Origin of the sequence: uncultured Marivirga sp., assembly GCF_963974845.1 — a bacterium.
Taxonomy (GTDB): Bacteria; Bacteroidota; Bacteroidia; order Cytophagales; family Cyclobacteriaceae; genus Marivirga; species Marivirga harenae.
Genome location: NZ_CAXBEQ010000001.1, coordinates 15,081 through 31,758, shown reverse-complemented (window position 1 = coordinate 31,758; position 16,678 = coordinate 15,081). Strand labels below are relative to the sequence as shown.

The following is a 16,678-nucleotide window of genomic DNA, read 5'->3' as shown; positions in this document are numbered from 1 at the left end:
TAACTTATCCTCCCAACAAATTCCTTTTTCTCGGGTTAGCCTTTTATCTTTGTAAGCTTATGGAAGTAGTAGAAAAATCAAATGGTCAGGTAGATTTTGAAAGCCTTGATCCTAAAAAATATATCATTATTAAAGGTGCCCGGGTAAATAACCTTAAAAACCTGAGTGTTGCCATTCCTAGAAATAAATTAGTTGTTGTCACAGGACTATCTGGTTCCGGAAAATCATCCTTGGCATTTGATACGCTATTTGCCGAAGGGCAAAGAATGTATGTGGAAAGTTTGAGTTCTTATGCCCGACAATTTTTAGGTAGAATGGAAAAACCTGAGGTAGATTTCATCAGGGGTGTTTCTCCAGCTATTGCCATTGAACAAAAAGTCAATACTCGAAATCCACGCTCCACAGTTGGTACCACCACTGAGATTTACGATTACATGAAACTCCTTTTCGCTAGAATTGGTGTTACTTACTCCCCTAAAAGTGGGAAAAGAGTGACTAGAGATACAGTTAGTAGTATATCTGATGAAATCCACAAGCATAAAGAAGGAGAAAAATTTATGGTTTTAGCTCCTTTAATTGTACCCAAAGGAAGAACGTTACAGCAAGAGTTAGAATTGCTACTAAGTAAAGGTTACACAAGGGTTGCACATAAAGAGGAAGTCCTTTTTATAGAAGACATAATTGAGGAGAAGCAGGAACTGAAAAGAAAGGATTTATATATTTTAATTGATAGGGCTTCTGTTCAAAAAGAAGATGAAGATAATCAATTCAGAATATCGGATTCGATTCAAACAGCTTTTTTTGAAGGACATGGGGAGTGCATTATTGATTACGTAGAATCTGAAGGCAAAAAGGAATTTAATGATCGATTCGAACTAGACGGGATACAATTTGAAGAACCCACTATCAATTTATTCAGCTTTAATAATCCGTATGGCGCTTGCCGAACTTGCGAAGGCTTTGGAAAAATATTGGGAATAGACGAAGATTTAGTGATACCTGACAAAACACTTTCAGTTTATGAGGGAGCCATTGCACCATGGAAAGGTGAAACCATGAAAAAATGGGCTGAACCACTATTAAAGCGTGGTATTGAATTTGACTTCCCTATCCACAGAGCTATTGAGGAATTAACAAAAGAAGAATACCAACTACTTTGGGACGGGAATAAATATTTCAAAGGCTTAAATGCTTTCTTCGAGCACTTGCAATCCAAAATGCATAAGATTCAATATCGGGTTATGCTTTCCCGCTACAGAGGTCGGACCACTTGTCCAGATTGCAAAGGCACTCGTTTGAGAAAAGATGCAGGATATGTAAAAATAAATGACGCCTCTATAATTGAATTGGTTTTAAAACCTATTGATCAATTGCTAGCTTTTTTCGAGAAGATAGATTTGACAGAGAGTGAACAGAAAATAGCTGGTAGAATCCTGAAAGAAATAAATAGCCGATTAGAGTATTTGCTAGAAGTAGGCTTGGGCTATCTCACCTTAAATCGTTTGACTTCCACTCTATCTGGAGGAGAATTTCAGCGAATTAAATTGGCCACTTCGCTAGGAAGTGCTTTGGTAGGTTCCATGTATATCCTAGATGAACCTTCAATAGGATTGCACCCACGAGATACTGCCCGATTAGTAAAAGTACTCAAAACCTTAAGAGATTTGGGCAATACGGTGATCGTAGTGGAACATGAAGAAGAAGTGATGATAGAAGCCGATGAAATAATTGATATTGGGCCTGATGCGGGAGCTCATGGTGGAGAATTAGTATTTCAAGGAGACCTGGAAGAATTAAAAGAAGCGGACAACACACATACTGCACGATTCTTAAATGGAAGCAATGAGGTAGCAGTTCCCAAAAGTAGAAGGAAATGGAAAAACAGCATTTCCATAAAGGGAGCTAAAGAAAACAATTTGAATATCAAGGAGGTAAAAATTCCTTTGGAGGTTTTGACCGTGGTAACTGGGGTCAGTGGTTCTGGGAAATCAACTTTGATCAAAAAGATATTGAACCCGGCTTTGGCCAAAATGATTGGTCAGGGAAGCAGCGAGAGCACAGGCAAATTTGAAAAGCTGGAAGGAGATTATAAAAAAGTAAAATCCATAGAATTTGTTGATCAAAACCCTATCGGAAAATCATCTAGATCTAATCCAGTAACCTATGTAAAAGCCTATGATGCGATAAGACAATTATTCTCAGATCAAACTTTAGCAAAGCAACGGGGCTATAAACCTGCTTTCTTTAGTTTCAATGTAGATGGAGGTAGATGCGAAATGTGTCAGGGTGAAGGTATTCAGAAAATTGAAATGCAGTTTATGGCTGATATTGAACTGACTTGCGAGAGTTGTAAAGGTCAGCGATTCAAAAATGAAATTTTAGAGATCAAATATCAGGATAAAAATATAGCGGATGTACTTGATATGACGGTAGAAGAAAGCTTAGAATTCTTTGCTGGAAATAATCCCGTAATCAATAAATTGCAACCCTTATTTGATGTTGGCTTGGGCTACATCCGCCTAGGTCAATCATCTAATTCTTTGAGTGGTGGAGAAGCACAACGAGTAAAGTTAGCCTCTTATTTAGGTAAAGGGGGAAGTGCAAAAAATGACCACAATCTCTTTATTTTTGATGAGCCAACCACTGGTTTGCATTTTCATGATATCAAAAAACTGCTTGAGTCTATAAATGCTTTAATCGAGCAAGGCAATTCAGTGATTATTATTGAGCATAATATGGAAGTGATCAAAACAGCCGACTGGATAATTGACTTAGGTCCTGAAGGTGGTGAAAAAGGTGGGAAGGTTGTTTTTGAAGGGCTTCCAGAAGAGATGATCAAGTTGAAAAATAATTATACCGCAGAATTCTTGAAGAGCAAACTTTAACATTCCAAGCGCCACGTTACAAATGTCTATGAAAAATATTTTCTAAAATCTAAAACCGAATGAACATTCATTCGTATATTTGCATCAATGAATAAAAGAGAACTTATTTTACAAACGACATTAGGTCTGATCACGGAGAATGGATTTCATGCTACTCCTATGTCAATGATAAGCAAAAAAGCAAAAGTTGCGGCTGGCACTATTTATCACCACTTTGAAAACAAAGAGGTTTTGTTAGAAGCGCTATATACTGAATCGAAGCAGAAAATGGGAAGAGCTATGCAACTAGCAACAGTCGGTGGTCAAAATTATGAAGCTGATTTTAAATCTATCTGGATTTCGCTGTTCATCTTCTATGCCGAGAATTATGAAACTTTTCAATTTCTTGAACAATATGCTCAGTCTCCTTTTATCCGCAAAGAAACTAAAGAGGAACAGAGAAAACATTATCAACCCATCATTCAATTTTTAAATGACGGAATTGATAAAGGACTTCTTAAATCAATAGATGTTGAAATTTTAACTGAAATGGTTCATGGAACTGTGGTTTCAGCAGCAAAAATATTCCACCAGCAAAAAAAACTCACTAAAAAATCTATAGATGACTTAGCACAGTTTGCCTGGCAAGCTGCAAAAGCATAAAAATTTTAAAATAAAACCGAATGAACATTCAATCTGGTAAAAAAATGAAAACAGCATTAATAACAGGCGCTTCTTCAGGCATTGGCTTGGAGCTAGCAAAAATTCACGCACAACAAGGAGACAATCTAGTGTTAGTCGCCAGATCAGAGAAAAAATTAAATCATCTGAAAAAAGAATTAGAAAGTCAATATGGCGTTTCAGCTGCAGTATTTGCTTTGGATCTTTCAAAGCCCGATGCTGCGCATCAGCTTTTTGACCTAACGGAGAAGGAAAATATTGAAGTTGACTATTTGATTAACAATGCCGGATTTGGTGATTTTGAACAATTCCATAAATCCGACCTAACGAAAGCGACTCAAATGATTGATCTTAATATTTCGAGTTTAACCATTCTGACAAAGTTATATCTCAACGGAATGCTGGAAAGGAAATCAGGAAAGATAATGCAACTTGCTTCTACAGCATCCTTTCAACCCGGACCTTTCATGGCAGTATATTATGCCACGAAACATTACGTATTAGCATTTTCCGAAGCCATTGCCGAAGAGCTTAAAGGCACTGGCGTTACAGTCACTGCACTCTGTCCTGGGCCAACTACCTCAGGGTTTCAGGATGCCGCAGATCTAGGCGATTCGAAGTTAGTAAAAGACAAAAAATTGCCAACTTCAGCAGAAGTAGCTGCATACGGCTATAAATCGATGATGAGAGGAAAAAGAGTTGCCATTCATGGCTTGCAAAATAAGCTGATGGCTTTTAGTGTCCGCTTTACGCCTAGAAGCTGGGTTACAGCCTTGGTCAAAAAACTATCGGAGAAGGTTCAATAGAAATATTGGCATAATTCTCGAGTCTTAATTGTCAAGTTTACCTTTTGCTGTGTTTTCACTAAAGTTGTCACCGACCCTCCAATAATCTTTGGATTTCTTATGAAAACACAGCAAAGGGCTTTCAGGCCATGTTGAATTTCAATTTAGTCTATCCTATTGAGTTTGAAGGTAAAAAAACCATTGTCTTCATAAATTTCTAGGTTTAAGTTATTAAATCCAATTCTTGTGGCATTGCTGTAAAATCCAAACCGTTCCCGATGAATAAGGTCGATAAACTCCATATCTAAAGTATACAGTCGTTCATTACCTTCCGATGTTATTGTTCTATGTAAAGTTAAAAACCAATCGCCTTCAAAGTAGGCATCTAATGAGGCATCATAATATTCCGCAAATCCATCATCATAAAATGTAATTTCATCTCCCCTATAATCATCTAGAATATTTTTTCGAAATAGAGCAAAATCACCTTTGTAAAAAGCCCTATCAAAGTACCATTTTCCTTCAATTCGGTTTTCTCTTCGCTCTAATCTGCCCCTATCGGTACAGGATGAAACAAAAATAACAATCAGTAAAAAGTAGGATAGCTTTTTCATAAGTCTGATTTTTGATTTATTTTTCTAAACCAAAAATCAGACCAAAATAATTTTATTTATGTCTATGCCCAGGTTCATAAATTAATCTTATGAAACTGCTCAAGCGTTCTCTTTCTCTATTTATGGGGATTCCTCCTACAATACCAATCAATAGCTTATTTGAAATTGAAACCCGCATTTGGGGTCTGATAGTCATGTCAAAATCGTCTTGAGCAAGAATTTTATTAAATTCTACCCCTATAAAATTACGTGTATTCGGAATCATATAATGAAAGTTCGTATTAATCTCGTACTCAAACTCTCTTTTCAATTCCTTATTAAACGGAATAAACCATCTTGGGCCAGTATATATTAATGAATGAAACCCGTTTCTCCAGTTTGTGGCTGCAATTAGAAATGGGTTGACAACATCCCCTTGAAAGACCGAGCTAGTAGAGATACTATCTAATGGTGTAAAGACGAATTCGTTAATACCGCCTACAGCCATAGAGGTATTCATTTTTTCCGATACTAAAAAAGTCCATTGAAATGCTTTTTTGATAGATTCAATCCTGTTGGAAGGTCGCGTCCCATTAGCACTTTCCAATCCATTAGAGGTATATATAGAAACTGGAACTTCAATTTCAAGCCCCAACCTGTCCTTTACAGCCCATTCATATTCTACCAAGGCTTCATACTTATCATAGTTCAACCTGTCAAACATCCCTAAGCCCACATTCCATTCGCTCTCTCCTTTTCTTGCTCCTAAATCACGGATAAGGTCAATAAAAAGTGGCTCTGCATGTTCAATCTTTAAAGGTAGTTCTGTACTGTCATTTTGTGCTTCTTGCGCATTAGTGAAATTGATGGCACATAATAGTGCCAATGCTATAACAATAGCTATAGATTTATTGTAAATCATCTTTTTAATATTTTAAATGAAGTAAACCCTAAAAACTATGGGTATAAAATAATTTTGATCAACCGAGAGGCTGATTTTCTAAGAGATTTACAGAAGTTTGGGTGGTGGCGTATCAAGAAATTGATATCCTCTTGCTAACTTAAAATGGGGATAAATAAATTGATTTTTACTAAGAGTAATTCTTTCATGATTCAATTCGATAATCAAACTGTTGCTTAAAAATTTCTGCAAGGTATCTACTAGATTATCTGAACTATCATCGTCTTTATCTGTCTCAACTAGGTCAGAATCTGTTGCATTTTCGACCAGTACTTCAATTAAACCAGAATTACTATTTTCAAATTCATCACTAAACTGGATGGATTCCATTTCTGGTATAAGTATATTGTTGAGCATAATGCCAATCAAAGACAAAGAGATAATTAATTTCCCTGATTCTCCAGCAAGATATACCCTAAGTTCCTTCAATATTATTTTGAATCTTCAATTTTGAGCAACAAACGTATGGAGAAGCTGGTTGGTTTAATAATTTTCACCATATTTAAATCTAAAATATACCCTAAGCTAATTTCTTATGTCTGAAAACGAATTACTAGAGCAGATCAAAAAGAGAAATCCCAACGAACCGGAATTCATTCAAGCGGTAGAAGAAGTGATATCTTCCATAGGGGTAGTCTTTAAAAAGCATCCTGAATATCACCGATTAAAGCTTTTGGAAAGAATGGCAGAGCCAGAACGACTCATCTCCTTCAGAGTTAATTGGTTGGATGATAGTGGTGAGGTTCAAGTCAATAGAGGTTTTAGAGTTCAAATGAACAGTGCCTTAGGCCCTTACAAGGGTGGTTTACGATTCCACCCTTCTGTAAACCAAAGTATTCTCAAGTTTCTAGCATTCGAACAAATATTTAAAAATGCTTTAACTGGTTTGCCATTAGGTGGTGGTAAAGGCGGTGCAGATTTTAATCCAAAAGGAAAATCTGATGGAGAAATCATGCGCTTTTGCCAGTCTTTTATGGGCGAATTATACCGTCATATCGGGCACTTCACTGATGTGCCGGCTGGCGATATTGGAGTAGGAGGAAGAGAAATAGGCTATTTATTTGGTGCTTATAAGAAATTACAAAATGAATTCACTGGCGTACTGACCGGAAAAGGTAGAGAATGGGGCGGCAGCTTAATCAGACCAGAAGCTACTGGCTATGGATTAGTATATTTTTCTCAATATATGTTGGAGAAAGTAGACGATAGCTTAAAAGATAAAAAATGCATTGTTTCTGGGTCAGGAAATGTGGCTCAATTTACTTTAGAAAAATTAATTGAATTAGGTGCTAAACCAATTACTGCCTCTGACTCCTCAGGCTACATCATTGATGAAGAAGGATTTGATACCGAAAAGCTAGAACACATCAAGGAAATTAAGAATGTTAATAGAGGGCGGATTTCTGAGTACCTGGAGAAATATCCTGATGCTACTTACGAAGAAGTAGACCAAGATAAAGATCATAATCCGCTGTGGACCATAAAAGCTGATTGCGTGTTTCCTTGTGCTACGCAAAACGAAATAAATAAAAAAGATGCCGAGAATTTGAAAAAATCAGGCATTCAGTTATTGACCGAAGGGGCCAATATGCCCTTAACAACCGAAGCAATCGATGTGATTTGTGCTTCAGAGGTTTTATATGCCCCTGGCAAAGCTACTAATGCTGGTGGTGTAGCCGTTTCTGGATTAGAAATGAGTCAAAACAGAATTGGAGTCTATTGGTCGAGAGAGGAAGTGGACGAGAAACTGCAAACTATCATGAAAAATATCCACGATAATTGCGTAAAAACTGCGGAAGAATATGACCTCAATCAGCATGATTATTTGGCTTCTGCCAACATTTTCGGCTTTTTGAAAGTAGCAGATGCAATGAAAGCTCAAGGTGTAGTGTAGTACATTCCTTTATTTGTAATCTTGAACTTCAAACCATAATTTAAGTAATATTAACTATCAACGAAAAACAGTATGAAATGGATTTTACGGCACCAATGGATTAGTTTCAGACGATCTCCCTCCTTTCAGAAGGATATCGGAATCAAGATCTTTCTAGGGCTTCTTGGATTTCTGGTGTTGGTCAATTTAATATTTGTAAGCGCTAACCTGAATGAAACACTTGAAGCACTAGGCATTGATTCTGAGCCTAGCCTATTAGTAAACCAGTTTCTACTTTACTATTTCGTAAGTGAATTAGCAATTCGTTATATTATGCAGACTGTGCCTGTTTTGGATATTGAGCCTTATTTGCATTTACCTATTCGTAGAAAGTTAATTAGTAGATTCTTGGTTTTTAAATCAATTATCAACCCATACAATCTGATTGCTCCGGCAATTTTTATCCCGCTGACAATTAGTACTTTTATTCCTGCTATGGGATTGGGGAAATCATTAACTTGGTTAGCTTTTACTCTCGTATTATCTCTTTGTCTACATTTTTTCAATATTCTTTTGAAGAAAAAATTAGAAAGCAAAAATATCGTTTGGATAATTTTCGTCCTCATTATTTTAGTTCATTATGCAGGAAATCAATATTTCAACTTTACATTAATTCCATTAGGCGAATGGGCTGTAGCGATCTATAATTCTCCCTTGCTTTTGTTTATTCCCATAGCTTTGCTTGGCTACTTGATCTACATCAGCTATCAATTTTTTAATCAAAACTTATATGTAGAAGATTTATTCGATGCTAAAATGATGTCAGGGGAACAACTAACCAGCCGATTAAGTGGCTGGGAAAGTAAAGGACTAATCAATACGCTTATCGTTCAAGAATTAAAACTAATCCTACGCCATAAGAGAAGCAGATCGAGCATCTTAATGGCTGGACTATTTTTATTTTATCCGTTGCTGATATTTAGCATGGGAGAAGAAGCACAAACGAACGTCATGCCAATTTTTGTCAGTATATTTTTTACAGGCATATTTATTATTCAGTATGGACAATTCCTATGGAGCTGGAATACCAACCAAATGGATTTCTTTTTGACTAAAATAAATCCTTATACGCAATGGGTAGAATCCCGATACCGTTTGCTAATCTACTCAGTTCTTATCACATCAGTTCTCTCCCTACCTTATTTTTATTATGGATATGAATTAATGATGATCATGGGAGCTACAGCCATTTATAATATTGGTATTAACAGTATGTTGATCATGCGCATGAGTTTATGGGGACCAAAACCAATCGAGTTGGATAAAAGCTCCATGATGAATTATCAAGGTGTAGGGGCCGCACAGTTTGTTGTAGGAATACCACTAATTGTTGGACCTATAGCTGTATACGCTATTTTTGCAAACATTTGGACTTCGGAAATTGGAGTTTTAGCAATTGCTTTGACAGGACTAATTGGTTTAATCTTTAGAAAAGCCTTTTTTAATGCAATAGCCAAGAAACTAAAAAAAGATAAATATAAACTCATCCACGATTTAACAATATAGAAAGTGATCAAGATTAACAACCTTCAAAAAAGCTACAAAAACATAACTGTTTTAAACATTGCCGACCTCCATATACCTGCAGGCCAGTCTTTTGGACTTGTTGGAAACAATGGGGCCGGAAAAACCACACTTTTACGTCTCATGCTTGATTTAATAAGAGCCAGTGAGGGTGAAGTCATAGTTGATGATGCAGCCGTGCATAATAGTGAAGAATGGAAAAATTTCACAGGTTCTTTTATAGATGAGAAATTCCTGATTAGCTACCTGACCCCAGAAGAGTATTTTCAATTCACTGCCAAGATCCGAAACGTGAGTAAGGGAGATTTAGATCAGCATCTTCAATTATTTGAAACCTTATTTAATGATGAAATTTTTGGTAAAAAGAAATACATTCGAGATCTATCCAAAGGAAATAAGAAAAAGCTAGGGGTAGCTGCAGCTCTATTAGGCGACCCAAAACTCGTTTTATTAGATGAACCTTTTGAAAACTTAGATCCAACCAGCCAGATCCGTTTAAAGAAAATCATACAGCAATTTCAAAAAGAAAAATCCGTGACTTTTGTGATTTCAAGCCACGACCTCAACCATGTAACTGAAATATGTGAACGTATAGTTATTTTGGATAAAGGAGAAGTAGTTAAAGATATCGAGGTAACAGAACGGACATTACAAGATTTAACGGACTATTTCGGAGAGAATGCCAAAGAATAAAATCAAAAATTACTTAAAAATCTGACCCGATTCATAAATTACAGTGTGATCTAAGTACAACACTAAATCATACTATTATGAAAAATATTTTTTATGTACTTGTATTGGCGGGTATTTTCACTTGTGGTCTTAGCTCATGTGGAGGAGAAGAAATTGATGCTTGTATTGGAGTTGCTGACAACGCAGCTAGCCATGATGATGCAGTACTTGCCTGTGATGATTGCTGCAGAAGTAATGGATACAAAAGAGGGATAACTACTACCAAAAACTCTAATACTACTTGTGAGTGTAGCGGAGAAGACGACTGAATACAACTGAAAAAAACTATAGATTTTTAATTTAGCTAATTTTTAAGTTACCCTTCGAAGATAAGCCTTGAAGGTAAAACCTGTCAGGTATTATTTTGAAATTGATGATGAAAATTGTTTCATTCGCATACTGTAATTTCAAGAGACCTAACAGGTTTTTTAAGAAATGTTCCGTGTGGAAAAAGCAAAGAAACTAAATTACTCTCCGGCACTTCCACTAATCGTTTGTCCGTAAAAAATAGCATTTATCAGTAAGCGGTTAGTCCCGTACCAAAATGCTCTAAAATTAGTATTGTCAGTGAACGAAATGACTTTACCTCCTCCTATTCTACTAACAGTTACTGCTGAAGTGCCTTTTAATTTCTCAGCATTTTCTTCTGAAATATAGCCATTCAACAAGGGTGATTGCGTATAGCGAATCGGATTTGCATATTGATTTTTGGATTTCTCCATGAACAATGTGCTGTTTCTGAATACAGGCATTTTTGCATTTTTCAAACCATATGCTAAAGGATGGCTTAAATCCAGCTCTACTTCAAAAATTGCACCCCCAATTACTTGCGCGCCTCTGTTATTGCCTAGGTCTTCATAGGCTTCATAACCAGTTGTATCTGCTTTATTATCCATGAATTTTACTTTGGTCAGCTTCTGATCAGAAAGCCATTTTGCTGCCGATTTATATGCTATAATAGTCCCGCCTTCTTGAGCCCATTGCTGTATTTTATTTTTTTGACTGCCGATACTTCCATAACCCCAGCCATTAGGCATCATCAATACATTATATCGACTTAAATCCGCCCTGCTAAAGTCATTAACATCTATTTTAGTAATCGGCATTTCATAATGCTGATCCAATAAAAACCACATTTCACCTGCATCATAAGGACTGATCCCATCACCAATGATCATGGCAATTTTGGGTTGATTCAAAGATTCAAAAGATGGACTTCCCAAATTAATTCCTTTAGTATTTCCACTTTCTACAGCATAAATTTCCACTCCAGAATCTTGAATAGCTTCTTCTAGAATTTGATAAATTTGTATAGGCGATTGTTCTTGTTGTTGCACTGGGATCAAAATCGAACCTGTAGCCAAAGTGGTCCCATCATTCAAAATGACCTCCTTGGTATTCACTTTAGTTCTTAAACCTGCTTTTTGAATTTTAAAGAGTGCCTTAGGTGCATAGAAATCATGCCATTCCATGATGTAGGCGTATTCACTTTTGCCACCTTTAATGTTTCCTTCAGGTCGCATAGTAGCTTCAAATTTATCCCCCAATAATCCGGTATTGAAACTTCGCTTATCAAGGCTTTGGTAATCTAAGTTAAATGACATCCCCATATTAAAGGCGGATACATCATAAAAAAGACTATCTTTAAAGCTCGTTCTCACGTCAAAAATCGCTTTTACCAATCTGCTCTGGTACTGATTCATCGGTATGATATAACTGTTGTCAGTTTGAAAACCATTGGTAGTTTTAGCTAATTTGTGCACCTCAATTTCATGGCGATCTAGCATCTCTGCAAATCGAAATAGTTTAGATTCATCTTGATCCGAAACCACCCAGGCTTGTACATCTCCCTCGGAAGCCATATTCACAGAATTTTTATAGAAATCTCTCTGGAAACCAAGTAATTCCTCGCGCATTTCATAAGCAGCTTGAAGGGTACTGAGAGAAGCAGTAAATTGATTTTTTATAGTAAATGGAAATTCTAAGACCCCATTTACGCTTTCCTGCGCATGTCCTCTGGAACTAGCTTGCTCAAATAAAATACCTATTGCACCTTGCACATCAGGGAAAGTTGAGCCTTTTCCATAGTAGAAATCATCGAAGCTTTCTTTGCTGTAATAAAGAGAACCTATTCTATCCAAGAATTTTGCATGATAAGTTCCAATTTGTCCGGTCAGATCTTGATTTTTCTGTGGGGTAATGGGATGCGTTCTTTCCGGAATTCCAGGTTGAAAAAAGAACGTGCTATTGGTTCCCATTTCATGATGATCAGTTACTATATTAGGCTTCCAAGCATGGAATTGCGCAATTCTACTCTGCGATTCAGCTAATTGAACCGGCAACCAGTCACGGTTCATGTCAAACCAATAATGATTTGTTCTTCCGCCAGGCCAAACTTCATTAAATTCCCTGTCATTTGGATCTGTAACTAAGTTTTCGCTTTTATGCATGTTTGCCCAGGTAGCAAATCGATTTAAACCATCGGGATTAAAAGAAGGATCTAATAAAACCACTACATTTTTAAGTTTATCCTCAATATCTTGGCCTTTAGCCGCGGCCAAATAATAGGCTGTTAACATAGATGCATTACTTCCACTCGGTTCATTTCCATGAATGGAAAAACCCATCATGATGACAGAGGGCATTTGGGCAATATTTAAATTTGACGAAGAACTAGGGTCAGTTAATTGTTTATGTTCCTTTTTTATCTTGTCGATATCTGCATGATTATCAGGATGAGTAATTGTCAATAGTAGTTGAGGTCTGTCCTCATAAGTTTTACCTGTTTCAATTATTGTAATCCTATTGGAAGCATCGGCTAATGCTTTCATATAATAGACCAACTTATCGTGCGTAACATGCCATTCTCCTACCTGATGTCCGATGACACTTTCAGGCGTTGGAATGGAAGAATTATACTCTACACTATCGGGTAAGAAATAGGATAAATCCTTTTGGGCAAAAGAATTATTGACCATGAACAAAATGACTACAATGCTGGCTAAATATTTCATAATTTAATTATTGGATTTTCGAAACAAACTTAAAAGTCAAATTAAGGAGAAAATTTGAGATGACCATTTTTAATTGTTTAAACGGCAGTTTTCTGTTTTCTATTAAAAAAAAATTAAATGCTTACACTTTAATGTTAACTTAATGTTAATTTTACGCAACTGAATTATAATCAATACTTAACCTATCAAAAAGGATATAGATTGATTAGGAGGTTAATTTTGCATTAAATCAAAAAATAAAATCAGAAGAAATGAAGAAAATTTTACAAAGTTTATGTGTAATGGCGATTTTGCTGGCTTTCGCCACAGGATCGGCTTTAGCGCAGGGTGTAACGACATCAGGTCTATCCGGTGTAGTGACAGATCCAAATGGAGAAGAATTGCCTGGAGCTACTGTACAGGCTGTACACAATCCATCAGGTACAACTTATGGGGCTGTAACAAATGTAAGTGGTAGGTTTAGAATGCCAAACGTCAGAGTAGGGGGGCCTTACACACTGACTGTAACTTTCATTGGCTATCAAGAATATGTTGTAGAAAACATTAACTTATCTTTAGGTCAAACACTTAACCTTGATATTTCTTTAGCTGAAGAATCAACTATTCTACAAGAAGTTGTAGTTAGATCTACTAAAGGCCAGGCTATTGATGGTGACAGAACTGGTGCATCTACGAATTTATCTAACGAGAGAATTGCTTCAATGCCAACAATTAATCGAAGTATCAATGACTTTACTCGTTTGAATCCTCAATCCAACGGCACTAGCTTTGGTGGAGCAGATAGTAGATACAATAATTATACAATTGATGGTAACTTGTACAATAACAACTTTGGATTAGGAAGTTCACAATTTGCAGGTGGAAACCCAATTTCAGTAGATGCAATTGAAGAAGTACAGGTAAACGTTGCTCCATATGACGTAACGCAAAGTGGTTTTACTGGAGCTAGTGTAAATGCGGTTACAAAATCAGGTACTAATAGTATTCAAGCCAGTGCTTATACGCTATTCAGAAATCAGAACACACAAGGTACTACGTTAAATGGTGGGCAAGATGTACCATTTTCTGAATCTAAAACTCAAATTCATGGTGTTACTTTAGGCTTGCCAATTATTAAAGATAAACTATTCTTTTTTGGTTCATTTGAGTTCGAAGACAATGCTATTCCTGGTGATACTCGTAGAGCTGCTCGTCCTGAGCAAGGTTTATTTCCAGATTTTGAACAAGGAATCGCAAGAATGACAGCTGATCAAGCTCGTTTTGTGCAAGAGCAAATGGAAGAAATATACGGATACGAAACTGGTGCTTTTGAAAATTATCCATTTGAAGATGTCGCAACAAGATTAAACTTTCGACTAGACTATAATTTAAATCAAGAGAATAAAATTATGGTTCGCTACAATAATTTTCAGCAAAGAAGAGATGTTGGAATAAATGGTAACAGTATTCGCGGACTTCCTCAAAGTGAGAGATTCAGAAATACAAATCGATTTGGTAATGAAGCATTAACTTTCAGGAATGGAAATTACGGAAGTGAGGAAAACGTTCAGTCAATTGTAGGTGAATGGACCTCTACTATTGGTAGCAACATGGCTAACAAATTGAATGTAGGATATACTAGTTCAGTTAGTCAGAGATTTATTCCTGGAGACCAGAACTTCCCAATGTCTGAAATTTTAGAATATGACGGTTCAACACCTTTGTATTTTGCTTCTTTAGGAACGGAGTTATTTACGAGAGGTAACCTATTAGACAATAAGACTTTCAATATTACTAATAATTTCAACTACTTTATGGGAGACCATACCTTCACAGCTGGTGTGAATTTCGAATATATGACTTTCGATAATGCCTTTAACCCAACTTGGGATTCTTGGTATAGATGGAACTCATATGATGATTTCGTAGCAGCAGTAATTGATCGTGATCCAAGCGTTCGTCCAGCAGGTTTTGCTATTGGATTTACTTATGATGAAAATAACCCATTCGAATTACCAACAGATAGAACTCAGTTCGGTCAGGTAGGCCTTTATTTACAGGACGAATACCAAGCTACCGAAGATCTAAAATTGACTTTAGGTGTACGTGTTGAGATGCCATTTTATCCAATAGATGCTCCTAGAAACCCAAGAGTGGAAGACTTAGGAATTAGTGTAGAGAATCCAAGAAATCCAGGTGAATTCATTGAGCCACGAGTTGATCAATTCCCTTCTGTCAATCCAGTTTTTTCCCCTCGTTTTGGCTTTAACTGGGATGCATTAGGTGATAAGTCATTACAAGTAAGAGGTGGTTCTGGTATTTTCACTGGACGTCCAATTTTCGTTCATTTGTCGAATCAAGTTAATGGCAATGGTGTAACTCGTGGATTTATTGGTTTATTACCTGATCAGTGGGGACAAGATGGAAATCCTACTTGGGATGGTTTCCAAGCAGATGTTAATTACTATCGACCTAATCCGGCAGAACAAGAACCAACTGTTTCTAGTTCTTTGTCAGTTACCGATGAAAATTTCAAGTTACCACAGACTTGGAGAAGTAACTTAGCAGCAGATTATGTTTTGAATGGATTTGTTTTCACAGCAGAAGGTATATTCTCTAAAGATTATAACACTCCGTTCAGTGCAAATTTATCAAGTGTGCCTACTGGTGAATCAATAAATATTGCTGGGAATGCATACCCAACCTACGATCAAGTTGCTTTAGGTGGTGCTATAAATGAACTTTACTATTTAACAAACATTAACGACCGTACCTATGCTTCATTGACTATAGGAGCTGAAAAAAACTGGGGGAAAGGGATCTTTACGAGCTTAGCATATACTAGAAGCCAGACAAGAGACTTTGGTTTAATTGGTGGATCTCAAGCAGCTTCATTATGGCCAGGTGATGTACAGGAAGGTAGAAATAATCCTGAAGAAGGATTCTCTCGAAACGATCAGCCAAACAGAGTAGTAGGTTTGATTTCATTTAACACTAAAGGACTGAATGAATCAAACAACACATCATTCAATTTATATTATTCTGCTGGAGAACAAGGTAGATTTTCTTATACATATAGTGGCAACTTGAATGGCGAAGGATCGGGAACTTCTCTAATGTATATTCCTGAAAATTTAGAAGATGCTCAACTAGTAGATAGAGTAAGTGGAGGTTCGATTGTTCAAACTGCACAACAACAGTGGGATATATTGAATAACTACATTGAAAATGATCCCTACCTAAGCGAAAATAGGGGCTCTGTTTCTGAAAGAAACGGTGCTGTTTTGCCTTGGTTACATAGATTGGACCTTTCCATTGTTCAAGATATAAACTTAACGAAAGATCCAACTGCACACAAACTTCAATTTAGAGCAGACATCCTGAACGTTTTAAACATGATGAATGATTCTTGGGGTGTAAGTAGACAAACTGTTCAAAGAAACTTGATGAATTTTGAAGGTACTGATGGAAATGGAAATGCACAATTCACCATTAATCCTATTCAAGGGGAATCAACTTTCCCGACAGATGTTACTGTACCTAACTTTAGCTTGGGTCAAACTTGGAGTGCTCAATTTGGTGTGAAATACATCTTTTAATTGAAAGTGAAAA

12 protein-coding genes are annotated in these 16,678 nt (G+C 36.5%); 8 read left to right on the top strand and 4 right to left on the bottom strand.

Translation table 11 applies throughout. The features are described 5' to 3' along the window. Nucleotides 1-59: 59 nt before the first annotated feature. From uvrA to AAC601_RS00115, 3 genes are all read left to right on the top strand, one after another. Nucleotides 60-2,885, top strand: a complete 2,826-nt coding sequence (gene uvrA, locus AAC601_RS00125) for an excinuclease ABC subunit UvrA (protein ID WP_303271756.1) — start codon at nt 60-62, stop codon at nt 2,883-2,885. Nucleotides 2,886-2,972: 87 nt separating this feature from the next. Next, nucleotides 2,973-3,527: a TetR/AcrR family transcriptional regulator gene (locus tag AAC601_RS00120; protein WP_303271755.1), complete on the top strand. Its 555-nt coding sequence runs from the start codon at nt 2,973-2,975 to the stop codon at nt 3,525-3,527. A gap of 20 nt (nt 3,528-3,547) precedes the next feature. After that, nucleotides 3,548-4,351, top strand: a complete 804-nt coding sequence (locus AAC601_RS00115) for an SDR family oxidoreductase (protein ID WP_340152157.1) — start codon at nt 3,548-3,550, stop codon at nt 4,349-4,351. A gap of 143 nt (nt 4,352-4,494) precedes the next feature. On the opposite strand, the gene AAC601_RS00110 is transcribed toward AAC601_RS00115, so the two are convergent. The 3 genes from AAC601_RS00110 to AAC601_RS00100 form a co-directional block, all read right to left on the bottom strand. After that, nucleotides 4,495-4,944 (bottom strand): hypothetical protein, encoded by a 450-nt coding sequence (locus AAC601_RS00110; RefSeq protein ID WP_303271753.1) that lies wholly within the window; start codon nt 4,942-4,944, stop codon nt 4,495-4,497. A 52-nt stretch (nt 4,945-4,996) separates the two neighbouring features. Next, the gene (locus tag AAC601_RS00105; RefSeq protein ID WP_340152156.1) at nt 4,997-5,845 is read right to left on the bottom strand and encodes an HAEPLYID family protein; all 849 of its coding nucleotides are present in this window, start codon (nt 5,843-5,845) and stop codon (nt 4,997-4,999) included. Nucleotides 5,846-5,932: 87 nt separating this feature from the next. Continuing rightward, the gene (locus AAC601_RS00100) at nt 5,933-6,313 is read right to left on the bottom strand and encodes a hypothetical protein (RefSeq protein WP_303271751.1); all 381 of its coding nucleotides are present in this window, start codon (nt 6,311-6,313) and stop codon (nt 5,933-5,935) included. A 106-nt stretch (nt 6,314-6,419) separates the two neighbouring features. On the opposite strand from AAC601_RS00100, the gene gdhA reads away from it, so the two are divergent. The 4 genes from gdhA to AAC601_RS00080 all read left to right on the top strand — a co-directional run bounded on the left by gdhA (nt 6,420) and on the right by AAC601_RS00080 (nt 10,342). After that, on the top strand, nt 6,420-7,778 hold the full coding sequence (gene gdhA / locus AAC601_RS00095; RefSeq protein ID WP_303271750.1) for an NADP-specific glutamate dehydrogenase: 1,359 nt from the start codon (nt 6,420-6,422) through the stop codon (nt 7,776-7,778). A gap of 72 nt (nt 7,779-7,850) precedes the next feature. Continuing rightward, nucleotides 7,851-9,323 (top strand): DUF5687 family protein, encoded by a 1,473-nt coding sequence (locus AAC601_RS00090; protein ID WP_303271749.1) that lies wholly within the window; start codon nt 7,851-7,853, stop codon nt 9,321-9,323. 3 nt (nt 9,324-9,326) lie between these two features. Beyond that, complete coding sequence (locus tag AAC601_RS00085; protein ID WP_303271748.1) at nt 9,327-10,034, top strand: ABC transporter ATP-binding protein; 708 nt, start codon at nt 9,327-9,329, stop codon at nt 10,032-10,034. Nucleotides 10,035-10,111: 77 nt separating this feature from the next. Next, nucleotides 10,112-10,342, top strand: coding sequence for a hypothetical protein (locus AAC601_RS00080; protein WP_303271747.1), 231 nt, complete (start codon nt 10,112-10,114; stop codon nt 10,340-10,342). 198 nt (nt 10,343-10,540) lie between these two features. Here AAC601_RS00080 and AAC601_RS00075 read toward each other — a convergent pair whose 3' ends face one another. After that, nucleotides 10,541-13,087, bottom strand: a complete 2,547-nt coding sequence (locus AAC601_RS00075) for a M14 family metallopeptidase (protein WP_303271746.1) — start codon at nt 13,085-13,087, stop codon at nt 10,541-10,543. 251 nt (nt 13,088-13,338) lie between these two features. Here AAC601_RS00075 and AAC601_RS00070 point away from each other — a divergent pair, with 251 nt between their 5' ends. Continuing rightward, nucleotides 13,339-16,665 carry a carboxypeptidase regulatory-like domain-containing protein gene (locus AAC601_RS00070; protein ID WP_303271745.1) on the top strand — a complete coding sequence of 1,109 codons (3,327 nt, stop codon included), beginning with the start codon at nt 13,339-13,341 and terminating at the stop codon, nt 16,663-16,665. The last annotated feature ends 13 nt before the right edge of the window (nt 16,666-16,678 follow it).